The sequence below is a fragment of the Janthinobacterium rivuli genome (assembly GCF_029690045.1).
Classification (GTDB): Bacteria; Pseudomonadota; Gammaproteobacteria; order Burkholderiales; family Burkholderiaceae_D; genus Janthinobacterium; species Janthinobacterium rivuli.
This window is the reverse complement of sequence record NZ_CP121464.1, coordinates 4,911,549-4,935,972: the sequence shown is the minus strand read 5'-3', so window position 1 is coordinate 4,935,972 and position 24,424 is coordinate 4,911,549. Positions and strand designations below refer to the sequence as shown.

The 24,424-nt window shown below is 61.3% G+C and carries 13 protein-coding genes and 1 tRNA gene; 10 read left to right on the top strand and 4 right to left on the bottom strand.

All coding sequences use genetic code 11. The features are described 5' to 3' along the window. Positions 1 to 3: 3 nt before the first annotated feature. The gene (locus tag P9875_RS22380) at positions 4 to 1,545 is read right to left on the bottom strand and encodes a hybrid sensor histidine kinase/response regulator (protein WP_278316636.1); all 1,542 of its coding nucleotides are present in this window, start codon (positions 1,543 to 1,545) and stop codon (positions 4 to 6) included. A gap of 8 nt (positions 1,546 to 1,553) precedes the next feature. Beyond that, complete coding sequence (locus P9875_RS22375) at positions 1,554 to 3,065, bottom strand: ATPase domain-containing protein (protein ID WP_278316635.1); 1,512 nt, start codon at positions 3,063 to 3,065, stop codon at positions 1,554 to 1,556. Positions 3,066 to 3,509: 444 nt separating this feature from the next. On the opposite strand from P9875_RS22375, the gene P9875_RS22370 reads away from it, so the two are divergent. From P9875_RS22370 to P9875_RS22350, 5 genes are all read left to right on the top strand, one after another. After that, positions 3,510 to 4,724 (top strand): efflux RND transporter periplasmic adaptor subunit, encoded by a 1,215-nt coding sequence (locus P9875_RS22370; RefSeq protein WP_278316634.1) that lies wholly within the window; start codon positions 3,510 to 3,512, stop codon positions 4,722 to 4,724. 15 nt (positions 4,725 to 4,739) lie between these two features. After that, on the top strand, positions 4,740 to 7,904 hold the full coding sequence (locus P9875_RS22365) for an efflux RND transporter permease subunit (RefSeq protein ID WP_035820931.1): 3,165 nt from the start codon (positions 4,740 to 4,742) through the stop codon (positions 7,902 to 7,904). A 1-nt stretch (position 7,905) separates the two neighbouring features. Continuing rightward, entirely contained in the window at positions 7,906 to 9,354 is a 1,449-nt protein-coding gene (gene adeC, locus P9875_RS22360; protein ID WP_219307300.1) for an AdeC/AdeK/OprM family multidrug efflux complex outer membrane factor, read from the top strand. A 68-nt stretch (positions 9,355 to 9,422) separates the two neighbouring features. Beyond that, the gene (locus tag P9875_RS22355; protein WP_035820927.1) at positions 9,423 to 10,037 is read left to right on the top strand and encodes a TetR/AcrR family transcriptional regulator; all 615 of its coding nucleotides are present in this window, start codon (positions 9,423 to 9,425) and stop codon (positions 10,035 to 10,037) included. Between the two features lie 102 nt (positions 10,038 to 10,139). Next, positions 10,140 to 10,216 (top strand) — tRNA-Pro (locus P9875_RS22350). A gap of 393 nt (positions 10,217 to 10,609) precedes the next feature. Here the strand turns inward: P9875_RS22350 and P9875_RS22345 are convergent. Both P9875_RS22345 and P9875_RS22340 read right to left on the bottom strand, forming a co-directional pair. After that, positions 10,610 to 12,067 carry a hypothetical protein gene (locus P9875_RS22345; RefSeq protein ID WP_278316631.1) on the bottom strand — a complete coding sequence of 486 codons (1,458 nt, stop codon included), beginning with the start codon at positions 12,065 to 12,067 and terminating at the stop codon, positions 10,610 to 10,612. 373 nt (positions 12,068 to 12,440) lie between these two features. Continuing rightward, positions 12,441 to 14,021, bottom strand: coding sequence for a hypothetical protein (locus tag P9875_RS22340; RefSeq protein WP_278316629.1), 1,581 nt, complete (start codon positions 14,019 to 14,021; stop codon positions 12,441 to 12,443). A gap of 568 nt (positions 14,022 to 14,589) precedes the next feature. Here P9875_RS22340 and P9875_RS22335 point away from each other — a divergent pair. The 5 genes from P9875_RS22335 (at position 14,590) to P9875_RS22315 (ending at position 24,194) form a co-directional block, all read left to right on the top strand. Further along, entirely contained in the window at positions 14,590 to 15,756 is a 1,167-nt protein-coding gene (locus P9875_RS22335; protein WP_278316628.1) for an efflux RND transporter periplasmic adaptor subunit, read from the top strand. Then, positions 15,756 to 18,944 carry an efflux RND transporter permease subunit gene (locus P9875_RS22330; RefSeq protein WP_278316627.1) on the top strand — a complete coding sequence of 1,063 codons (3,189 nt, stop codon included), beginning with the start codon at positions 15,756 to 15,758 and terminating at the stop codon, positions 18,942 to 18,944. The genes P9875_RS22335 and P9875_RS22330 overlap by 1 nt, the downstream gene beginning before the upstream one ends. Next, positions 18,941 to 20,434 carry an efflux transporter outer membrane subunit gene (locus tag P9875_RS22325; protein ID WP_278316626.1) on the top strand — a complete coding sequence of 498 codons (1,494 nt, stop codon included), beginning with the start codon at positions 18,941 to 18,943 and terminating at the stop codon, positions 20,432 to 20,434. The genes P9875_RS22330 and P9875_RS22325 overlap by 4 nt, the downstream gene beginning before the upstream one ends. A gap of 147 nt (positions 20,435 to 20,581) precedes the next feature. After that, positions 20,582 to 21,991 (top strand): MFS transporter, encoded by a 1,410-nt coding sequence (locus tag P9875_RS22320; RefSeq protein ID WP_278316625.1) that lies wholly within the window; start codon positions 20,582 to 20,584, stop codon positions 21,989 to 21,991. A gap of 190 nt (positions 21,992 to 22,181) precedes the next feature. Further along, on the top strand, positions 22,182 to 24,194 hold the full coding sequence (locus P9875_RS22315; RefSeq protein WP_278316624.1) for a S9 family peptidase: 2,013 nt from the start codon (positions 22,182 to 22,184) through the stop codon (positions 24,192 to 24,194). Positions 24,195 to 24,424 lie beyond the last annotated feature (230 nt).

The window sequence follows — 24,424 nt, the reverse complement described above, 5'->3', positions numbered from 1 at the left end:
GCGCTATTGCGTCTGCGTAGCTGTCCCTGCCTGCCGCGCGAGGTGTGCGCGGAGCAGGGCGGCAATGGCGTCGAAATCCACCGGTTTCGTCAGGTGGTGGTCGAAGCCCGCTTGCTCGGTCCGAGCGCGGGCTTCAACCTGGCCCCAGCCCGTCAGGGCGATCAGCAGTACGTCGCGCCCTTGCGCACGCTGGCGTATCTGGCGCGCCGCTTCATAACCGTCCATGTCCGGCATGCCCAGGTCCATCACCACCAGTTGTGGCCACGCCATCTCGACGGCCGCCAGCGCCTGCACGCCGCCATACGCGACCTTGGCGGCATAGCCTTCGAGCTGGAACAGGCTTTGCAAGGAATCGGCCGCATCGAGGTTGTCGTCCACCACCAGTACTTGCACGGGCTCGCTTGCGCCGGTGGGGGACTCCTGGACGGCAGCCGGCGGCATGACGGCCGGGGCGTCGCCGGCGCTGGCCGGCAAGGTGACGATGAAGCGGCTGCCACGGCCGGGGCCGTCGCTGTAGGCGTCGATGCCGCCGCCATGCATTTCGGCAAATTGACGCGCCAGGCTCAGGCCGATACCCAGGCCGCTGGCCATCTGGCCTTCCACCGTGCGCCCCTGTTCGAACATGGAAAAGATGCGCGCGATGGCGTCCGGTTCGATACCGATGCCATTGTCTTCGATCATCACCTGCAGCAGGCCCTGTGCCAGGCGCACCGTGATGTGGATGTGCCCGCCGTCCGGCGTAAACTTCACGGCATTCAACACCAGATTGGCAAAGATCTGCACCACCCTGGCATAGTCGGCGTGCAGCGTGATGGGCAGCGGCGGCAACGCCTGCGTGATGCTGATGTGCCGGCTGTCGGCGGCGGCCTGACACAGTTCCATCACATGGTCGAGCACTTGTTGTAATTCAATATTCTCGCGCTGCAGCAGTACCTTGCCGCTGGTGATGCGCGCCACGTTGAGCAAGTCATCCACCAGCCGCGTCAGGTGTGTCACCTGGCGCTCGATCACGCCGCTCACTTTGCCGATCTGCTCCGATGCCGGGTACAGATGCTTGAGCAGGGCCACCGAAGTCTTGATGGGCGCCAGCGGATTGCGCAGTTCATGTCCTAGGCTGGCAAGAAATTCGTCTTTGCGCCGCTGCGTCTCGCGCACCTGGTACTGGCGCTGGCGCGCGCGCAGCATGGCATGGGCCGAGGTGATCAGTGTCAGTATGTGCACGGGGCGTTCCAGCAGGGTCAGGTTGCCCAGGGTGGCGACGGCTTGTTGCAAGGGCAGCGAATCGAGTCCCGCGTGCGTCAGCAGGGTGATGGGCAGGTCGGACCAGTCCGGCTGCTGGCGGGCGTAGGCGTCGAGCACGGCGTAGGCGCCTGTGTGCAAGGCCTCGTCCACCGTCAGCACGCCGCCGGCGCCCAGCGCCAGCTGCTCGGCCAGCTCGCCGGCGGAGCGGCAGGCGTGGCTGGCGATGGCTTGGCCGGCGAGTACCCTGGCGGCCAGGGCGGCGTCCTGGCCGCCAGGCGCGTAAATCAGGATGCGCTGCTCCATGGCAGTTCCTAGGGGAAGGGCGTGCCGCCGATGGTGGGCAAGCCCGACAGGATGCCGTGAAAGCCGGCCAGGGCCGGGCCGATGCGGATGCCCTGCGGGCTGATCTCGAAGCGGCGGATGCTGCGCTCGTGCGCGCTGCCGCGCTTCTTGAACACGGAAATGGCTTGCCGCACCTCGCCTTCCGTTTCGTAATAACGCAGCATGATGACGCTGTCGGCCAGGTAGCTGGCGTCGGCCGCCGTCGTCATCGAGGTGCCCAGCATGTTTTGCTGCACCCCGACGAGCAGGGTGGCCACGCCGCGCTGGCTCAGGTAATTGAGCAGTTCATGCAGATAGGTGCTCTGGAAGCGTTCATCGGGCACCGCATGCATGTAGCCGTTCAGGCTATCGATGACGATGACCCGCGCGCCCCTTTCTGCCGCGTCGACGACGGCCTGGGCGAATTCTCCCGGGGCCAGCTCGGCCGGATCGATTTGCTGTGCGCTCAGCAGGCCGGAGTCGAGCGCCGCCTGCAGGCGCATGCCGACGCTGTCGGCGCGGTTCAAGAGCTTGCTGCGCGCTTCCTCGAACAGGAACATGGCGCACGGTTCGCCGCGCGTTGTTGCCGCGTGCACGAATTGCGCCGCCAGGGTGGACTTGCCGCTGCCGGCCGGGCCGGAAATGAGCGTGCTCATGCCTTCTTCCAGGCCGCCGCCTGTCATGATGTCGAGTTCGGGTACGCCGCTCGACAGGCGCTGATGGCCGCCATCGCGGCGCGTGTCGGCCGCCACCAGGCGCGGATAGACGACCAGGCCGTCACGGGCGATCTTGTAGTCGTGCGTGCCGCTGCGAAATGGCACGCCCCGGTATTTCACCACCCGCACGCGGCGTCGGTCATTGCCATAGTCCTGGTTTTGCAGCTCCAGCGAAATGACGCAGTGGGCCACGCTACGCACTTGCAAGCCGTCGTCCAGCGCGGAACGGTCATCGATCAGCAGGGTGGTGCAGTGCCGGCTGGCCAGGTATTGTTTCAACGCCACCACCTGGCGCCGGTAGCGCAGCGGGTTTTCCGCCAGCAATTGCAGTTCGGACAGCGAATCGAGCACGAGGCGGGCAGGGCGATGCTTTTCGATGGCGGCCAGGATGCGCTGGTTGGTCGAGGCCAGTTCGATTTCAGACGGGTGGAAGATGGTGTACTGGCGCTCGGGGTCGAGGATGTCGTCACTGGGCGCCACCTCTTCGATGGCGATGCCGGCCAGGTCCCAGCCATGCGACAGGGCCGCGCCGCGCAGCTCGATCTCGGATTCCGCCAGGGCGATATACAGCACCGGCACGCCGTTGCGCGCCCCTTCGGCCAGAAATTGCAGCGCCAGGGTGGTCTTGCCCGTGCCGGGCACGCCTTCGACCAGGTACAGGCGTTCGGCCAGCAAGCCGCCATCGAGTATGGCGTCGAGGCCGGCGACGCCGGTCGACAGCAGTGGCGGCGCCTCCGTGCCGCGCGCCCCATCCTGCTGTCTTGTATGTCGCTCCTGTGCTGTCATCGTTGCGCCCCCGCTTGCCACGCTGTGGTCACGTGTTGGTCACGCGTTGCTCAATATACTAGCGCGTCCGCCGCGGCATGTCTTTTCGATACCATTGGTAAATATTTATGGTGGCCGGGCGTGTAGGCGCAGGGCAGTGTTGCGCGCGCGATCAGGGCTTCAGCAAAAAACGCATTACCCTGCTACAGTATTCATTCAATCCAACTTTCCGCATTGCCGTTTTGCCGCCGCCCGCCAGCTCCCTGTCCGAACTGGCTGACGTGCAGACGCTGTCGCTGTCTTCATTTTATTGCTTCATTGATAATTTAATTCGCTTGATAGTTACTATGTTTCAATTGTAACGATGCTTGACGATTTTAGAATGATCGTTCATTCTTTGATCTGCGTTAATAAATTTAGTCATTTCTAACGACACTAGCCAGCTTCTTTTTCAGAAAGTCCAAGATGCAACCAACCTTTTCCCTGACGTCGCCGCGTACGAGCGGCGCTATTGCCGTTCTGTGCGCCACTGTAATCATGGCCGGCTGCAGTAAAAAACAGGAAGCACCTCACGCGCAGCAAGCGCCACAGGTGGTCGTGTTTACTGTTAATCCGGCCGCGTTGCCGATGAGCGCCGAATTGCCCGGCCGTACGAATGCCTACCAGGTCGCCGATGTGCGCCCGCAAGTCGGTGGCTTGATCCAGAAGCGCCTGTTCGTCGAAGGCAGCGATGTGAAAGCGGGCACGGCCCTGTATCAGATCGATTCCGCCACGTACCAGGCGGCCGCCAATTCGGCCAAGGCCGCGCTGTCGAAAGCCAAGGCCAACTTGCTGACGGCCGGCCCGAAAGCGTCGCGCTACAAGGAACTGGTTGCCATCGAAGGCGTGAGCCGCCAGGAATACGATGATGCCGTCGCCGCGTTCGAGCAAGCCAAGGCAGACGTCGAGTCCGCCACTGCGGCGCTGGAATCGGCGAACATCAACCTGCGCTACAGCACCGTGACGGCGCCGATCAGCGGCCGCACCAGTCGCTCGACCGTGACGGCCGGCGCGCTGGTCACGGCGGGCCAGGCGGAAGCCCTGACCACGGTGCAGCAACTCGATCCGATCTACGTCGACGTGACGCAGTCGAGCACGGACTTGCTGCGCCTGAAGCGCCAGATGGCCGACGGCTCGCTGAAAAAAGTCGGCGAAGGCCAGGCCAAGGTTGACTTGCTCCTGCCGGACGGCAGCAAGTACAGCGAATCGGGCAAGCTGCAGTTTTCTGGCGTGAGCGTCGATCCGACCACCGGCAACGTGGTCTTGCGCGCGCTGTTCCCGAACCCGAAAGGCGAATTGCTGCCAGGCATGTACGTACGTGCTCAGCTGGAAACGGGCGTCGATGAAAAAGCCATCACCGTGCCGCAAGTGGGCGTGACGCGCAACCAGAAGGGCCAGGCAACGGCCCTGATCCTGAACAAGGAAAACAAGGTCGAGCAACGCGTGCTGACTACCAGCGGCACCGTCGGCACCAACTGGCTGGTGACGTCCGGCCTGGCCGCAGGCGACCGCGTGATCGTGGAAGGCTTGCAAAAAGTCAAGCCAGGCGCCCCCGCCGTTGCCGTGCCGGCCAAGGCTGAAGCTGCTCCTGCGCCTGCCGCTGCCGCTTCTGCCGCAGCATCGGCTGCCAGCGCCCACTAATTCAGGAGAATATTAATGGCCCGTTTTTTCATTGACCGCCCGATTTTTGCCTGGGTGGTCGCGATCGTCATCATGCTTGCCGGCGTGATTTCGATCCTCAGCCTGCCGATCGCGCAGTACCCGAGCATTGCCCCGCCGTCGATTTCGATCAGCGGCTCCTACCCTGGCGCCTCCGCCAAGACCGTGGAAGACGCCGTCACCCAGGTTATCGAACAAAAGATGAAGGGCATCGACGGCTTGCGTTACATGTCCTCGTCGAGCGATGCGACTGGCGGCATCAGCATCACGCTGACGTTTACCAGCGGCACCAATCCCGACATCGCCCAGGTGCAGGTACAGAACAAGCTGCAGCTGGCTACGCCACTGCTGCCGACGGCTGTCACGCAACAGGGTCTCGTCGTGTCGAAAGCGACCAAGAACTTCCTGATGGTGTTCGGCTTCATTTCCGAAAACGGCAAGATGGACCAGACCGACTTGAGCGACTATGTGGCCGCCAACGTCGTCGATCCGCTCAGCCGCGTGCCGGGCGTGGGTGACGTGACCCTGTTCGGTTCGCAGTACGCCATGCGCATCTGGCTCAATCCGGCCAAGCTGCAAAGTTTCAACCTGACCCCGGCGGACGTGATCACGGCCGTGCAGGCGCAGAATGCGGAAGTGTCGGCCGGTGAACTGGGCGGCACGCCGTCCATCAAGGGCCAGCAGCTGAACGCCACCGTGTCGGCGCAAAGCCGCTTGCAAACGGTAGAACAGTTCGGCGCCATCTTGCTGAAAACCACGACCGACGGCGCCATGGTGCACCTGAAGGATGTGGCCAGCATGGAACTGGGCCGCGAGAACTACAACACCGTGGCCCGCTACAACGGCCATGCGGCAACCGGCGTGGCGATCAAGCTGGCGACGGGCGCCAACGCGCTCGATACGGCCAACGCGGCGAAAGCCATGCTGGGCAACCTGAGCAAGCAATTCCCTGAAGGCATGAGCTACCAGGTGGCGTTCGACACGACCCCGTTCGTGAAACTGTCCATCGAAGAAGTGGTCAAGACCCTGGTCGAAGCCGTCATCCTGGTGTTCCTGGTGATGTATCTGTTCCTGCAGAACTTCCGCGCCACCCTGATCCCGACCATGGCCGTGCCGGTCGTGCTGCTCGGTACCTTCGGCATCCTGAACGCGTTCGGCTATTCGATCAATACGCTCACCATGTTCGCCATGGTGCTGGCCATCGGCTTGCTGGTCGATGATGCGATCGTGGTGGTGGAAAACGTCGAGCGCGTGATGAGCGAAGAGGGCTTGTCGCCGCTGGAAGCGACGCGCAAGTCCATGACGCAGATCACGGGCGCGCTGGTCGGTATCGCCATGGTGCTGTCGGCCGTGTTCGTGCCGATGGCCTTCTTCGGCGGTTCGACGGGCGTGATTTACCGCCAGTTCTCGATCACGATTGTCTCGTCAATGGTGTTGTCCGTCATCGTCGCGCTGGTGTTTACGCCAGCCCTGTGCGCCACCTTGCTCAAACCGGTCGAAAAAGGCCATCACGCGACCAATAAGGGTTTCTTCGGCTGGTTCAACCGCAGCTTCGACAGCAGCAGCAACAAATACCAGGGCCTGGTCGGCAGCATGATCCGCCACCGCGCCCGTTCGATGCTGTTGTACGTGCTGTTGCTGGCCGGCCTGGTGTTCGTCTTCATGCGCCTGCCGACCTCCTTCCTGCCGGAAGAAGACCAGGGCATCCTGTTTACGCAGATTCAATTGCCGACGGGCGCCACGCAAGAGCGCACCCTGAAAGTGATCGAACAGGTCGAAGACCACTTCATGAACAGCGAGAAAGACAACGTCGCTTCCGTGTTTGCCGTGGCAGGTTTCAGCTTCGGCGGTAACGGCCAGAATACGGGTATCGCCTTCGTGCGCCTGAAAGACTGGTCGCTGCGCAAGGATGTGGCGCAAAAAGCGCCGGCCGTGGCCGGTCGCGCCATGGGCAAGTTGTTGCAGATCAAGGATGCGATGGTGTTTACGTTTGCACCGCCTGCCGTGCTGGAACTGGGTAACGCCACCGGTTTCGACATGCAGCTGCAGGATATCGGCGGTGTCGGCCATGACGCCCTGATGGCGGCGCGTAACCAGTTGCTGGGCATGGCGTCGCAGAATCCGGCCATGGTCGGCGTACGCCCGAACGGCCAGGAAGATACGCCGCAGTACAAGATCGACATCGACCAGCAAAAAGCTACCGCGCTGGGCTTGCAGATCTCGGAAATCAACCGCGTGCTGAGCGTCGGCTGGGGTAGTTCGTATGTGAACGACTTCCTCGACCGTGGCCGCGTGAAGAAAGTGTTCATCCAGGGCGACGCCAGTTCGCGCATGCTGCCGGAAGATTTGAACAAGTGGTTCGTGCGCAATACCGCTGGCCAGATGGTGCCGTTCTCGGCCTTCGCCACCGGCAAGTGGATTTACGCCTCGCCACGCCTGGAACGCTACAACGGCTTGCCGTCGGTAGAGATCCTGGGTACGCCGGCGCCGGGCCAGAGCACGGGCGCCGCCATGAATGCGATGGAAGAAATGGTCGCCAAGCTGCCGCCTGGCATCGGCTTCAGCTGGACCGGCGTGTCGCTGGAAGAGCGCGAATCCGGTTCGCAGACGCCGCAGCTGTATGCGCTGTCGCTGCTGATCGTGTTCCTGTGCCTGGCCGCGCTGTATGAAAGCTGGTCGATTCCGTTCTCCGTGCTGCTGGTGGTACCGCTGGGCGTGATCGGCGCCGTGCTGGGCACCTGGTTCTTCGGCCTGTCGAACGACGTGTACTTCCAGGTGGGCTTGCTCACGGTGGTGGGCCTGTCGGCGAAGAATGCGATTCTGATCGTTGAGTTTGCCAAGGAAATGCAGGAATCGGGCATGTCGCTGCTGGACGCGACCTTGCATGCGGTGCGTCTGCGTCTGCGTCCGATTCTGATGACCTCGATTGCCTTCGGTCTGGGCGTGTTGCCACTGGCCATTTCCAGCGGCGCCGGTTCCGGCAGCCAGAACGCCATCGGTATCGGCGTGCTGGGCGGCATGTTGACGGCCACGTTCCTCGGTATCTTCTTCGTGCCGGTGTTCTTCGTGCTGGTGCGCGGCTTCTTCTCGAAGCCGGACGCGCCCGCCACGCCGGCGACGCCTGGTTCGCCAGCCGTCACGCTTTCTAAGGATGCGCATTAATATGAAAAAAACGCTACTCTCCATGGCGGCACTGGCCTTGCTGGCCGGTTGCAGCCTGGCTCCCACGTACGAGCGTCCGGCTGCGCCGGCGCCCACGGCGTGGCCGACCGGTCCTTCCTACAAGGCCGACACGGCCGCCGCCGACGCCAAGCCGGTGGCGGACATCGCCTGGCGCGAGTTCTTTGCCGATGCGCGTTTGCGCCAGGTACTGGAACTGGCGCTGGCCAACAACCGCGACCTGCGCGTCTCGATCCTGAACATCGAGAAGGCGCGCGCCACCTACGGCATCGAACGCGCCGCGCTGATCCCGACCCTGTCGGCGTCCGGTGGCCAGTCGGCCACGCGCATCTCGAAAAACCAGAGCGCCACGGGCGAAGCGTCCATCAATCGCCAGTACACGGCGAACCTGGGCGTGTCGGCCTACGAGCTGGACTTCTTCGGCCGCGTGCGCAGCCTGTCCGACAGCGCGCTGGAGCAATACCTGGGCACGGAAGAAGCGCGCCGTGCACAGCAGATCAGCCTGGTGGCCGAAGTGGCCAGCACCTATCTGAACCTGGTGGCTGACCAGCAGCGCCTGCGCGTGGCGCAAGATACCTTGAAGAGCCAGCAGTCGTCGTATGACCTGGCCGTGCGCCGCTTCAGTGCCGGTGCGACTTCCGGCCTGGATAAGTACGATGCCCAGACCAGCGTCGAGTCGGCCCGTTCCGACGTGGCCGTCTACACGAGCCAGGTTGCGCTCGACCAGAACGCGCTGGTCCTGCTGGTGGGCGGCCCTGTGCCGGCCGACCTGCTGCCGCCAGCCGAGTTCGGCGCCGTGACGGCGCTGGCGGACATTCCGTCCGGCGTACCGTCGGACGTGCTGCAACGCCGTCCCGACGTGCTGGCGGCCGAGCGCACCTTGCGCGCGGCCAATGCCAACATCGGCGCGGCGCGCGCGGCCTTCTTCCCGCGCATTTCGCTGACGGCGACGGCGGGTTCGGTCAGCGACAATCTGTCCGGCCTGTTCAAGGCGGGCAGCGGCACGTGGAGTTTCTTGCCACAGATCAGCTTGCCGATCTTCGATGGCGGCGTGAACCGCGCCAACCTCGATATCGCCAAGGTGCAGCGTGAAATCTCCGTGGCGCAATACGAAAAGGCGATCCAGATCGCCTTCCGTGAAGTGTCCGATGCGCTGGCCCAGCGCGGCACCATCGACGAGCGCCTGCAGTCGCAGGTTTCGCTGGTCGAGGCGTCGACGAAGAGCTACACCATCCACGACGCGCGTTACAAGCAGGGCGCCGAGTCCTACCTGAACGCCCTGGTGGCCCAGCGCGCGCTGTACACGGCGCAGCAAAGCCTGATCACGGCGCGCCTGGCCAAATCGACCAACCTGGTGACCTTGTACAAGGTACTGGGCGGCGGTTGGCAGCCTGAGCAGACAGCCGTCGCGGCGGCTGGCGGCGCCCAATAATCACGGGGACGCCGACGCCGGCCTTGCCCTTGTCCGCAGGGGCAGGGCCGGCGCGCTACTGGAAAATCATGAACCAAGTTGAAAAGAAGCATCCGGATCCCGAGCGCGCCAACACGCGGCGCAAGCAGGTGCTCGATGCGGCCGAAAGCTGTTTCAGCCGCCGCGGCTTCCACGGCGCCAGCATGGCCGAGATCTCGAAGGCGGCCGGCATGAGCGCGGGCCACATCTATAATTATTTTGACAGCAAGGATGCGATCATCGCCGCCTTCGTCCTGAAGAATATGGAGCGTGTTACCAACCTGATGCAGGATCTGGCGCAGCGCGAAGATCCGCTGCAGGCCGTGATCGACAATGCTGGCGAGCATGTGCTGGAAAGCCTGGACCCGAAAACGTGGGTGATGCCGCTGGAGATTTTTGCCGAAGCATCGCGCAATCCCGTGATTGCTGAAATGCTGCATTGCGCGGACGTGCGCTCGCGCAAGCTGTTTCTCTCCATCATACGGGATGCGCGCATCAAGCGCGGCTTGCCGGCGGACGAAGAGATGCTGGAAGGGCGGCTCAACACCATGATCGCCATGTACCAGGGCTTGCCCGTGCGGGCGGTGCACAATCCCGACATGAAGGTCGAACCCCTGATCGCCGGTTTCCGCATCGTCCTGACGGCGCTGCTGCTGAACGAATAGGGCGCCTGGACGTGCCATGCAAAAAAGTTTGCGCAGTTCGATATGAATCATGCGCAAAGCATGGCAAAAACCTAAAAGCCTCTGCTATAATTCCCACCTCGTCGGGGCGTAGCGCAGCCTGGTAGCGTACATGCATGGGGTGCATGGGGTCGGAAGTTCGAATCTTCTCGCCCCGACCATTAGATTCAAGGACTAGGCCACTCTTCGGAGTGGCCTTTTTCTTGGGTGTGAGGTTTTACCCCTGCATTTATCCCTACGAAAACATGGGCTTGTTTGCAATCATTTGGTATTGGTTAAACAGGTTATCCCTGCTGACGATTTCTTCGTAGATTGCGTGCTAATCCCCCATTTTTAGAGCAATCTACAAGTAGAGGTTCAACGGCCAGGGCGTGTGTCTATTTTTGGATTATGCCGCCAAATACCATATGGGGTCGGTCGTGATTATAAGTTCATAACCAGCGGGCTGAAAAATCCTGGATTTCATCCAGCGTTTAGCGGCATTGGCAGCGATTGCTCGCTTAGGTTGTCGAGCGAAAATCTGGATTTTTTTCCTAGCAAATCTGCAGCACCGCTCACATGATCAGCTCATTGAATTTCGTGCGCAGCAGCGGATACTGGCTCCCGCCCTGATTCTCAATGTAGTCACTAACGAGTTCAGATAATTCGGAATCGGTCAGGACCAAGATATAGCCACGTCGATCACGTGCAGTATCTTGCGATCGTTTTAATGCTGCGAGCGGGTTCTCGAGTGATCGACACACGAGTAGTCCAAACTGTCCTTTTGACGGCGAGAAACGCCCGGCTAGTTGATCAAATTCTGGGTTTGAAAGGTCGTCCGAGTAGTTCTTGCATTCGACCCATATGTGGGAGGCAGGATAGTGCATACCGAGCCAGTGGAAAAAACCGCCTTGCGGGTCGTTCACAAACTTGATATCAACTATCTTCCGTCCCTCATGCATCCGAAACTGACGGGTAGGATGCGAAAGCGACGGGTAGAAAAGGGCGGTCAGTAATTTTTCGACGGCTTTTTCGTACGCGGTTGCGCTGGCCTTGCCTGGCGCAATGATCGTTACATCATTTAGTAATCCACGTAGGTTCGGCGGAGCAATATTCTCAATGTCGGCAAGTCGTTCGTGCGATATTGGCCTGGAGTTCCTAACAGCAGATTCTCTATATTCTTCTAGCGCATTGGGATGCCTCAGCGTCTGCTCGACGATAACTAACTTGTCCGCACCGTATTTTTCCTTTAGGCTTTTCTTTGTGACCCGCTTGCGCCCGTCGCGAAGCGTGTGCACTAGTCCGGTGTTCATAGCTTTTTCGTGCTCCTGCATTGCAGGAAGGAGATGATGAGTGAAGTAGGTTGAATAATCGTAAATTAGCTTATGTCGAACAATGAGCTTGGGAACCAGAATAAGCGGTCCAAAAGGAGTGGCTGGAAGGGAGATTAGGGAGTTATCCCAATGACCGGTATCGGGATTCCAAATCGGCCCTGAGTTCATGTTGGGAACTAACGGAATACCGTAGAACTCGCACGCATCTTGCGTGTAGCGAACTAGCGGTCCGCGTAAGATATTGCATACTGCATCAGAAATCCTGTCAGGACCAACTCCTTCGATGAACAGGCACGTATCTTCAATGTCAGTGAGTAGACCAGATTTCGCCGCAGCACTCTTCGTTAGTGCTGTCCACATGCGGTCTGCATATTTCTTGCCGAATGCCTTGCCGTTGGACAGCGACTTCGAGAGGCCAAAATGGAACTCATTCCGCTCTGCCAAATACGAAAGTAAGATTTTTGCATTGTACTCGTCTCCTTTGACAACGTGCTCCAGGAGAACTTCGAAGAAGTGCTGAAGAAGTGAATTGCACTCGCTCGCCCAAGGTGAAGTCAATGACCGAAGACGGCTCGGGTCGGCAAAAACTGCAAGGTCATTTCCAATGGGGACATCGACGAAATCGAGTGTAGTCTGGTCATATCCTAGGCCAAAGTACAGAGAAACCTTCATGGAAGGCTTTGGGCCAGCTACCGCCATTGAATCTCCTAGTCTGTGCAGAACTTCCGATATGAACTCCAACATTAAAACGTTATATCAAAATTTTTCTCTCTGGAAAATCACCAAAAGTCACGACTAGTCCAAAAAAGTGTAACTGGTTGAGGGCGGCTATACAAATATGCCGTGCTTGTTCGCGAGGCGCCCTTTGGGCTATTCTGAATTTGTGGGTTCTTATTGATCAGGGTTTCAACAATTCGTGGGAGCGTGCTCGTCTGAAGCGGTGATGCTGTCCAAGTCCAGGGAATGCCCCAGTCACTTTTCGGAATGTCTCGACGGCTCGAATCACGCGAAAAGCGACAACAGCCCGCCGGTGATAAATTTAGAGATTCCCTACTTTCTTGAACGTGGGAGTCTATGCCAGCATGACGCTACGGATTTTGTCAGCCAAAAGTATTTCTTCCGGGCGACTGTCAGGTGCACCAGCTTTCACCTTTAAAATTTCGACAAGATCTATGTCCAAAATTGGAATGATGACCTCTCCTTTGTCCTTCCAGTAGTCACGACAGCGTTGAATTAGGCGCCCATAGTTCTCCACGTCTCGGCACAGCAACATCCCAAACTTCCCTCGATTTAGTGTCAAGCGACCAGATAGTTGATCCAGTTCCGGGTTAGCAACATCATGTCCATAGTTCTTACATTCGATCATGATGTACGGACAGAACACTTTTCTAATCTGATGAAGTTCGTAAAATGGCCCACTCTTTGCTGAATTATCAAAGGTCAGGTCGATACGCTTTCGCGCATCATTTATTGGCACTTCTTTCTTTGGGCAAGTCAAACTCGGATGGAAGATCAACTCCAAGATTCCGATGATCAAACGATGATAGTTCGTGGCGTCGTCTCGGCCAGTCGGCGTAGCGGCTAGGGTCTTAGTAAGGAAAGCGCACAAATCGCCAATGTTTGCTGTAGAACTGATTTCGGACGTGGTCAATGGCCGTGCATTTTTTACCGTGAAGTCCTTAAATTCCTTGAACAGAGCCGGATGCTTTGCAGTGAAATCAGCAACATAGTCTTTTTCAGGTGGAGCTACGAACTTAGCCATGTCTCCTTTGGTCACATACGCGTCACCGACTTCTTGCCCCTTCTTCGGTTCGCGATAACGCACGTGCGGACCGTTAGAGGCAAGGTGCTCCTTTTTGACAAAATTGAGAACAAATTGCCGGTGATACCTGTCGAGTGTGTAAGCAATACCTCGGGAGACGAGACTTTTCGGCACAAGGAGAATTGGCTGCTGATTGATGACCAGCATCGTCTCATGAGAGCGCACCCAACGACGAGACTCAGCATTCCACCAAGGATTCGTAGCCACGGCTTTGTTCATTGGAATGTCATGCAATTCACACTGGTTTTGCGTGTATTCGATGAGGTTCTTGCGGATGATGTTCGTCGTCATGTCTGACGCTTTATCAGGTCCAACGCCGTGTACGAAAATCCGAAAATCTTCTAGATGGTCCAAGATGCCTGTCTCAATAGCCTTACTCGCCATTATGCTCTCGAAAATGTCGCTTGCTTGTTTGCCCCCAACTCCACGTCCTGCTGGCTTCCCCTTGGATGAACCCAAACACGTTTCGTTGGGTTCCGCAAGATATGAAAAAAGTTCACGAGCTCGGTCCTGCTCGCCTTCTTGAATCAGCTCTAAAAAGAGTGAGAAAAAGTTGGAAATAGTGTTGTGGCAGCGGTCCGCGAACGCATGATTGGAAGCACCGATCAACTGCGAGTCAATGTAGAGCGGAACATCGCGGTCGGGATCTATATCGACAAAGTCCAACTCTGCTTGAGACTTCCGTAACTTGAATTTCTTGCTGATCTTCATACCATCCTTCGTGTAGAAAAAAGAAAGGATGACTACCATCGGCATCCCGAAAACGATAATAAACGTAAGATAAAGCACGACGAGTCTCTGATTCCGGATGAGTGCGGTCTTGGCGAACACGTCCTGTGTATCGAAGATATCAGAGCTGTAGAATCTTTACCCGCTTGCTCCAGGCAATTTATAAGTAATGTATCATTGTTGCACGCATGTAAGTTGCAAAGAAATTTACAATGCACTTCAGTTACAGTGAAAATTAAAATGGCATCAACTTTCGCATTTGGCGTGCCAGTTAGTAATTTGCAGAATTCGTCTTGTGTTGTCGCGTCGACATATCAGCGAACTGGTGGCGATTCAGCCTGACATGGGCGCCATGCGTTTTTGAATGCCGCTGCGGTTCTCGCCGCGTCGTACCGCATTCCTGGCCGCCAATGCCTGGATATCACGCAATACCACATCATCCTTCGTACTAATGTGCTGCTTGGCCCGATCCCACATCGCGCTCAGCCGGCAGGGGGTTCCCAAACCCGACGCGCCCAAGACATATCGGGACTGCGGTTGTGCGAACTCCTTTTGGCGCAGCTTTCGAACTTAAAAAAGCTTGACCTTCCAAGTGTGTCAGGTCGGATAAAGGTCATGGGAGTTGTTTCAGCTCAACAAAACCATGTCGACTCCAGTCGCGAAAGGCACAATGATGAAAGTCACACCAATAATCCTGATCCCCGCAGTGCTGGTCACCGCGCTTGCCGTCAGCGGATGCAAGCAGACGGCATCGCCTGCCGCTGCGGCCAAGCCGCCCGGCGTTCCCGTTGCCGAAGTGATCGTTCGCCAGGCAACACCCTACATCGAGTTCAACGGCTCGCTGACCGCCGTCAAGCGGGTTGAACTGCGCCCGCAGGTGGCTGGCTACCTGCAGGACGTGAGCGTTCCGGAAGGCCGCTTTGTCGAGAAGGGCAGCAAGCTCTTTGTGATCGATCCACGCGTGTTCCAGGCGGCGGTGCATGCCGCCACGGCGCGCCTGCGCGAGGCTGAGGCGGCATCGATGCTGGCGCAGACCGAGCATGCACGCGCCGAACAGCTGTTCGCCACGAAGATCGTCGCGCGCGACCGTCTCGACGTGGCGACGGCAGCGCTGCATGCGGGCAAGGCACAGGTCGACGCCGCCAGGGCCGCGCTCGACGCCGCGCAACTGGAGCTCGGTTTCACGCGCGTCACGGCGCCGATCAGCGGACGAGTCGGCCAAGTCCTCGTCACCGAGGGCAACTACGTCGCCAGCGGCGTGACGCCCCTGACGACGATCGTTTCCGTCGATCCCCTGCATGTGTATTTCGATGTCGATGAGCGCACCTATTTGCGCTCGCTCGCCGCCGGCCGCGTCAGCGCCACTGCGCGTGGGGCGCAGGCGGCCAAGGTCATGGTGGCACTGGCCACGGACAAGACATATGTGCGTCCCGGCCGTGTCGATTTCCTGGCCAACGCCGCTGATCGCGGGACGGGAACGGTGCGCGTCCGCGCCGTGGTCGACAACCCCGATGGCAAACTGACGCCCGGCCTGTTTGCCAAGGTCAGGCTGGAGACGGGGGCGCAGCAAGCCAGGGTGCTCGTTTCCGATCAATCGATAGGCACGGACCAGGGGCGCCGCTATGTGCTGGTGGTCGGCAAAGGCGACAAGACGGAGTTCCGGCCGGTCGAGCTTGGCCCGATGGTCGACGGTTTGCGCGTGATCGAACAGGGGCTGCAGCCCGGCGAGCGCATCGTCGTCAAGGGCCTCGTGCGCCCGGGCATGCAGGTGACGCCGCAGCCGGCCGGCATCGACGGCACGCCCATCGCCGTGCCGAAAACCTCGGGAGCCGCGTAATGTCCTTCCCACGTTTCTTCATCGACCGCCCGATCTTTGCCATCGTCCTCTCGGTCCTGATGGTGCTCGCCGGCATCGTCGCCTTCTTCCAGATGCCGCTCAGCGAATATCCTGCGGTGACGCCGCCGACCGTGCAGGTCAGCGCCGCCTATCCTGGCGCCAATCCCAAGGTGATCGCCGAAACGGTGGCGGCGCCGCTTGAGCAGGCCATCACCGGGGTCGAGGGCATGCAGTACATGTCGTCGCAATCGGCAACCGACGGCCGCATGACCTTGACCGTCACTTTCGCGCAGGGAACGAATGCCGACATGGCGCAGATCCAGGTGCAGAACCGGGTCTCGCGCGCGCTGCCGCGTTTACCTGAAGAAGTCCAGCGCCAAGGTGTCGTCACGCAGAAAACCTCGCCGGACATCCTGATGGTGGTGCACCTGCTGTCGCCCGACAAGCGCTACGATCCCCTGTACATCTCGAATTACGCCTACCTGCAGGTGCGCGACGAGCTGTCGCGCATCCCCGGCATCAGCGACGTCCTCGTCTGGGGGGCGGGCGAATACAGCATGCGGCTGTGGCTCGATCCGAACCTGATCGCCGCACGCGGCCTGACGGCCGGCGAGGTGATTGCCGCCGTGCGCGAACAGAACGTGCAGGTGGCCGCCGGTTCCGTCGGCCAGTCGCCCGATTCCAGCGCCGCCTTCCAGGTCACGGTCAACACGCTCGGACGCTTGACCGACGAGGAACAGTTCGGCGACATCATCATCCGCACGGGCGCCGAAGGCCAGGTGACGCGTTTGCGCGACGTGGCCCGCATCGAAATGGGCGCCGACGCCTATGCGCTGCGCAGCCTGCTCGACGGCGAGCCCGCCGTCGCTCTGCAGATCATTCAAAGCCCAGGCGCCAACGCGCTCGACGTAGCGCAGGCGGTACGCGACACCATGCAGCGGCTGGAGGAAAATTTCCCGGCCGGACTGAGTTCGCGCATCGCCTATGACCCGACGGTCTTTGTGCGTGCCTCGCTGGAATCGGTGGCAACGACCTTGCTGGAGGCGATCATTCTCGTCGTCATCGTGGTGGTGCTGTTCCTGCGCAACTGGCGCGCCTCGCTGATTCCCCTGATGGCGGTGCCGGTGTCGCTGATCGGCACCTTCGCCGTCATGCACCTGATGGGTTTTTCGCTCAATACCTTGTCCCTGTTTGGCCTGGTGCTGTCGATCGGCATCGTCGTCGATGACGCCATCGTGGTGGTCGAGAACGTCGAGCGCCACATCGAAAATGGTGAAGAGCCCAGGCAAGCGGCAAGGCGTGCCATGGACGAGGTCACTGGTCCCATCATCGCGATCACCTCGGTACTCGCCGCCGTGTTCATTCCGACCGCCTTCCTGAGCGGCTTGCAGGGCGAGTTCTACCGCCAGTTCGCGCTGACGATCGCCATCTCGACCATATTGTCGGCCGTCAATTCGCTCACGCTCAGCCCGGCGCTTGCCGGCCTGCTGCTCAAGCCAGGCAAGGCCAAGGCCGGGGCCGGGGCAGTGCATGATCCGCGCAGCCTGCGTGGGCGCGCTGCGCACCTGTTGCAGATGCTGGGCCGGCCGTTCCAGCGCGCGCCGGATGCGTATGGCAACACGGTGCGCAAAGTCGTCAGGGTCAGTGGCGTCGCCTTGCTCGTGTACGGCGGCCTGCTCGCGCTCACCTTCTTCGGCTTCAAGGCCGTGCCGCCTGGCTTTGTGCCGATGCAGGACAAATACTATCTGGTCGCGATCGCTCAGCTGCCCAACTCGTCATCGCTGGATCGTACCGACGCGGTCGCCAAGCAGATGTCGAAGATTGCGCTGGCCGAACCTGGCGTTGAAAGCGTCGTTGCCTTCCCCGGCTTGTCGATCAACGGCTTCGTCAACGTGCCGAACGCGGCCGTCATGTTCGTCATGCTCGACCCGTTCAAGGCTCGCACGACGCCCGATCTCACGGCGAGCGCGATCGCCGCGCGCCTGCAGGCGAAATTTGCCGGTATTCCCGACGGTTTCCTGGGCGTGTTCCCGCCGCCGCCAGTGCCCGGCCTTGGCGCGACGGGCGGCTTCAAGATGCTGGTCGAGGACCGCGGCAGCGCCGGGCTCGATGCCCTGGTGCAGCAGACGCATATCCTGATGACCAAAGCGATTGAATCGGGACAGGTGGCCGGACTCATGACCAGCCTGGACGTCAATGCCCCGCAGCTCGAGGTCGCCATCGACCGTACCCAGGTCAAGAGCCAGGGCGTGCGCCTGGCCGACGTGTTCGAGTCGCTGCAGATCTATCTCGGTTCCCTCTACGTCAACGACTTCAACCGCTTTGGCCGGACCTACAAGGTGACGGCCCAGGCCGATGCCGAGCATCGCATGCAGGCCGAGGCCATCGGCCGCTTGCAGGTGCGTAACGCGGCCGGCGACATGCTGCCCTTGTCGTCGTTTGTCACCGTCACGCCAAGTTCCGGTCCGGACCGCGTGGTTCACTACAATGGCTATCCCTCGGCCGACATCTCGGGCGGCGCGATGCCAGGCGTCAGTTCGGGGCAGGCCGTGGCGGTCATGGAACGCATTGCCAAAGAGGTGCTGCCTGAAGGCATGAGCTTTGAGTGGACGGATCTTACCTACCAGCAAAAGCTGGCCGGCGATTCGGCGCTGTTCATCTTCCCGCTGTGCGTGCTGCTCGCCTATCTCATTCTTGCCGCGCAGTACAACAGCTGGCTGCTGCCGCTGGCCGTCCTGCTGATCGTGCCGATGTGTTTGCTGAGTGCGATCATCGGCGTGTGGCTGGCGGGCGGCGACAACAACATCTTTGTGCAGATCGGACTCATCGTGCTGGTCGGATTGGCGGCCAAGAACGCCATCCTCATTGTCGAGTTCGCACGTAGCCTGGAAATGGAAGGATCGAGCGCGCTCGACGCCGTCATCGAGGCTTGCCGGCTGCGGCTGCGGCCCATCCTGATGACCTCGCTTGCCTTCATCGCCGGCGTCGTGCCGCTGGTGTTTGCCAGTGGCGCCGGCTCCGAGATGCGCCAGGCCATGGGCATCGCGGTGTTCGCCGGCATGCTGGGTGTGACGCTGTTCGGCTTGTTCCTCACACCCGTGTTTTATGTGGTGATGCGCGCCCTGGCGGCCCGCTTCGAGCGCCACATGCCAACTCCCAAGACCAGCATGAACAGGAGCACGACATGAATAGCCCGTATCAAACAATTGTAGTTTCATTGAGTGGGCTCACCTTGCTGGCCGGCTGCGCGGTCGGCCCCGATTATGCGCCGCCGTTGCCGCCGCCGCTGTCCGCATCGCAGTTTTCCGGCAGCTTGGGCCAGGTTCACGCCGGTGTCGCGCCGGGAGCGGTCGAGGTGGAGTGGTGGCGCAGCTTCGACGACCCGGTGCTGGTCACCCTGATCCAGCGGGCGCTGGCGGCCAACCATGACGTCGGCATCGCTGCCGCCCGGCTCGCGCAGGCAAAAGCCCTGCTGCGCGAAGACCGGCAAGGCTTCCTGCCGCAAGGCGGCGCCGCGCTCGGGTATGAGAAGCGCCGCTTGAGCAAGGCCGAGACGCTGCCCGGCCAGCCGCGCCACAGCGAAAGCTATCGCGGCGCCGTCGACGCTTCCTGGGAGATCGACCTGTTCGGCCGCGTGCGGCGGTCCGTGGAGGCGGGCCAGGCGCAGGCGGGCTCGCGCGAAGCCTTGCTGCGCGGCGTGCAGGCGGGCGTGGCCGCCACGGTGGCGGCCACCTGGTTCGAGCTGGGCGGCATCGAGGCTGAACTCGCTGTCGTTGCCAGCATCGTTCAAAGCCAGCGCGACAGCCTGGCGCTGGTCGAGCGCATGCTGAGCGCAGGCTCTGCCAGCGAGTTCGACCGCCTTCGCGCCGAGGCCTTGCTGCGCTCGGTGGAGGTGGCCGCGCCCGAACTGGAGCGCCGCCGCGCGGCCTCCGTCAACGCGCTGGCGGTCCTGCTTGGTGAAGTGCCGCAGACGTTCAGCCTTGCCGCCGCCCCGCCTGCAAGTGACGCGCTGACGGTGCGGGCGATCGCCGTGGGCGACCCTGCCGGGCTGCTCGCGCGGCGCGCCGATATTGCGGCGGCCGAGCGCAACCTGGCTGCCGCGACGGCCCGCATCGGGGTGGAGACGGCGGGCCTGTATCCCGACGTCCAGGTAACGGGTTCCATCGGACTCGTCGCGGGCAGCCTCGATGCCATGGGCGACGCTGGCATGCAGTCGAGCTTGCTTGGCCCCGTCATCCGCTGGAATCTGCTCGATACGGGGCGCGTGCGCGCCCGCATCGCCGCGAGCGAGGCGCGCACCCGGGAGGCCCTGCTTGTCTATGACCAGACCGTTCTGCGCGCACTGCAGGAAACGGATGATGCCTTCAAAGCCCATGGCACGGCAGGCAGCACGCTTGGGCTGCGGCTGATGGAGGCGGCGGCAAACCGCGAGGCTGCGCATCTTGCCAGGCTACAGTTTTCCGCAGGCGCAGGCCTCTACCTGGAGGTGCTCGAAGCGGAGCGGGCCGACTTTGCCAGCCGGCGCGCGCTGGCCGTCGCGCGCACCAACCAGCGCCTTGCCGTTGTCAGCATCTATAAGGCGCTGGGCGGCGGCTGGGAGATCTGCGCGCAGGCAAGCTACGACTGTGATGGCGCCGGGTCGCTTCCGCGGACGACGCAACTCGCCGGCAGGCCGTGACCTGACTGCCTCCGAGCAGCATGCCGGGCCGGCCCTGTTGATACACGGCGGCCCGGGTCTTGCGCCTTTTGCTTGACCATCCCTGCGTTGTAAGCCAAATACTCCATATCAATCGCAATACGCGGGAAATTGATCTGGAGAACGTCAATGCAACAATTTATACCTGATCCGAAAAGATGGGCTGCTCTGGCCTTGCTGTGCGCCGCGCAGTTCATCGTGATCCTCGATACGTCCATCATCGGTGTGGCACTGCCCGCCATGCAGCGGGACCTCGGCTTCAGCGCCAGCGGGCTGAGCTGGATCTTCAATGCCTATGTCATCGCCTTTGGCGGCCTGCTGCTGCTGGGAGGACGGCTGGGCGACCTGCTTGGCGCCCGCCGCATTTTTACGGGCGGATTTGCCATACTGACCGCCGCTTCGCTGCTGGCCGGGCTGGCACACAGTCAGGAAATGCTGCTTGCTGGCCGCGCACTGCAGGGAGTGGGCGCCGCATTGATCGCACCGTCCGCCCTGACGATCATCATGCGCCTTTTCGGGCATGACGGCGCGGAACTGGGCAAGGCATTCGGCTTCTGGGGGGCGGCCGCTGCCGCAGGCGGCTCAGCCGGCGTGTTTCTGGGCGGCGTGATTACCGAATGGATGGCGTGGCAGTGGACTTTCCTGATTAACGTGCCGCTCGGCCTGCTGGTGCTGGCCCTGATTCCAGCCGTGCTCCGCAAGTCTGCGCGCAGCAGCGGGGCCATCGACTGGTTTGGCGCGATCAGCGTGACTGGCGCGCTGGTTAGTCTGGTGTATGCCATCGTCACCATCGAATCTGCCGGGTCTGGCTCCGTGCCGGTTTTGACGATGTCGGCCGGACTGTTCGCCGTCTTCCTGATCAGCCAGTTCGTGCGACGCGAACCGCTGCTTCCTCTGGGCATCTTCAAGACGCGGAACTTGGCAGCAGGCAATGTTGTGATGGCGCTGCTTGGCGCCGCCTGGATCCCGCTCTGGTTCTTCCTGAACCTGTATCTGCAGCAAATTCTTGGTCTGTCGGCGCTCGCCAGCGGCCTGGCGCTCCTGCCCATGACCATGACGATCATGGTCGTGATGGTGGGATTTTCCGGCAAGCTGATAGGACGGTTTGGCGTCAAGTCCAACCTTGTGCTTGGCTTGTTCCTGATGGCTGGCGCACTGCTCATGTTTGCGAAGCTTCCGCTGAACGGCTCCTATGTGACGCACGTTCTCCCGGCCTCCATGCTGGCCGCCCTGGGGATGGCCCTGGCGTATATTCCGACGACGATGACAGGCATGGCCGGCGCCAGGCCTGAGGAAACAGGCCTCGCATCAGGCCTGATCAATACGAGCTACCAGATCGGCTCTGCCATCGGTCTCGCCATCATGGTTGTGCTCTCGACCTTCGGCATCGGTCACGGCACCGGACACACCGCCGAAGGCATGCTGGCGGGTTTCCAGGCGGCATTCCTGGGAGCTGGTGTCGCCGCTGGCCTGGCCGCGTTCGCGGCACTGGTCTTCGTTGGATCTGCTGGTCCGCAACGCGAGGTGGCCGCGGGCTAGCGCGGCTTCAGCGAACGCACATGCACGGCATGCATCATCGGCCGTGCATTTCATCGCCCGTTTCCGCCATCCTGTCCCCGGATTTCCGTCTCCTGTCGCTGTAGTCAACCTGGCAATACGGGTTTGGCCTATGATTTGCTGGCACGTGCACGTGTGACGTTTCCATTCATCCATCAACCATGAGGTGTCCATGATTCGCTATGTCCTGCCTGTCCTGTTGTTCGCCGGCGCACTGCCGGCGCACGCCCAAGCCCCCGTCAAGGAAACGCCGCTGATCGAGCGGGCCAAGCTGTTCGGCAATCCCAGCAAGTCCGGTGGCAAGCTCAGTCCTGACGGGCGGTGGCTGTCGTGGATCGCGCCGCGCGATGGCGTGCTCAATGTGTGGGTGGCGCCGGCCAATGATCTGGCGCAGGCGCGCCCGCTGACGGAAGAAAAGGTGCGGCCCATCCGCAGCAGCTTCTGGTCGCCCGATTCGACAACCCTGCTGTTCATCCAGGACAAGGGCGGCGATGAAAACTTCCTGCTGTACGGCGTGAACGTGGCGAGCGGCAAGCAGATCAATTACACGCCGTTCGAGAAGACGCGCGTGCGGATCGTGCAAATCAGCAGCAAGATGAAGGACCGCATCCTCGTCGGCATCAATAACCGCGATGCGCGCTGGCACGACGTGCACAGCCTCGACCTGGCCAGCGGCAAGCTGACCCTGGTGCAGCAGAACGATGGCTATGGCGGCTATGTCGCCGATGAGCTGCTCAACTTGCGCATCGCCAGCAAGGCGCGCACCGATGGCGGCATGCAGTATTTCCGCCTGAGCGATGGCAAGGTCGAGAGCACGCCGCTGGCTGAAGTGGGCCTGGAAGATGCGCAGACGACGTCGCCGCTGGGCTTTACGGTCGACGGCAAGACCCTGTACTGGACCGATTCGCGCGGCCGCAATACTTCGGCGCTGCTGGCGCAGGACGTGGCCAGCGGCAAGACCACGGTGGTGGCGCAAGACCCGCGCACGGATATCGCCGATGCGCTGTACGACATGCGCACGGGCAAGGTGCAAGCCTATACCGTCAATTATCTGCAGCAGGAATATCTGCCGCTGACGGACGAGCTGAAAGCCGACCTGGCTTTCCTGAAGAAAAATACGAAGGGCCAGTTCACGGTGACGTCGCGCACGGATGCCGACGATAAATGGCTGGTGGCAGTCGACGCCGTCACGGCGCCGCCATCGAGCTGGCTGTACGAGCGCAAGACGAAAAAGCTGACGCGGTTGTATGTGACGCGTCCGGAACTGGAAGGCGCGCCGCTGGTGCCCATGCATGCGCAGCAGATCAAGGCGCGCGACGGCCTGACCCTGGTGTCCTATCTGACCTTGCCGCAGGCGTCGAAGGCGACGGCCGGCGGCAAGGCCACGCAGGCGGTGCCGATGGTGCTGCTGGTGCACGGCGGCCCGTGGGCGCGCGACACCTATGGCTACAATGGTTATCACCAGTGGCTGGCCAACCGCGGCTACGCCGTGCTGTCCGTGAACTTCCGCGGTTCGACGGGCTTCGGCAAGCAATTCATCTCGGCCGGCGACCTGCAGTGGGGCCGCAAGATGCATGACGACTTGCTCGACGCCGTGCAATGGGCGGTGCAGAGCGGCGTGACCACGGCCGACAAGGTGGCCATCATGGGCGGCTCGTATGGCGGCTACGCCACCCTGGCCGGCATGGCGTTCACGCCGACGACGTTTGCCTGCGGCGTCGACATCGTCGGCCCGTCGAACCTGTTTACCTTGCTGCAAACCATCCCGCCGTACTGGGAAGCGGGCAAGCAGCAGTTCTACAAGCGCATGGGCGACCCGACCACGGAAGAGGGCAAGGCGCTGCTCAAGGAACGTTCGCCGCTGAACTTTGCGCAGAACATCCAGCGCCCGCTGCTGATCGGCCAGGGCGCGAACGATCCGCGAGTCAACGTGGCTGAATCGGACCAGATCGTGGCGGCCATGGCGGCGAAGAATATTCCCGTCACGTATGTGCTGTTCCCGGACGAGGGCCATGGCTTTGCCCGGCCCGTGAACAACATCGCTTTCAATGCGGTGACGGAAAATTTCCTGGGGCAATGCCTGTCTGGCCGCGCCGAGCCGATCGGCGCCACCCTGAAGGCGTCCACCGCGCAGGTCAAGCACGGCGCCGAGTTTGCGCCGGGGTTGAAGGAAGCGCTGCAGTAAAGGTGCTGTACAAGCGGGGCCGCCCATGCGCGGCCCCGCTTGCCATACAAAATCCCGCATACCGATGACGAGGCCGGGCATGTTGGGCGGGTGGCTAGCGACATGACAGCCTCCCGAGCCCCCGGCCACACGTAGAATCCACCGTCCACCCTGTCCGTTCGAAACGGCAGCGGCTCCCGAAACGATAGGCGCGCGCCGCGCGCATCCGCTAATTCACGTCGTGTGTTGGC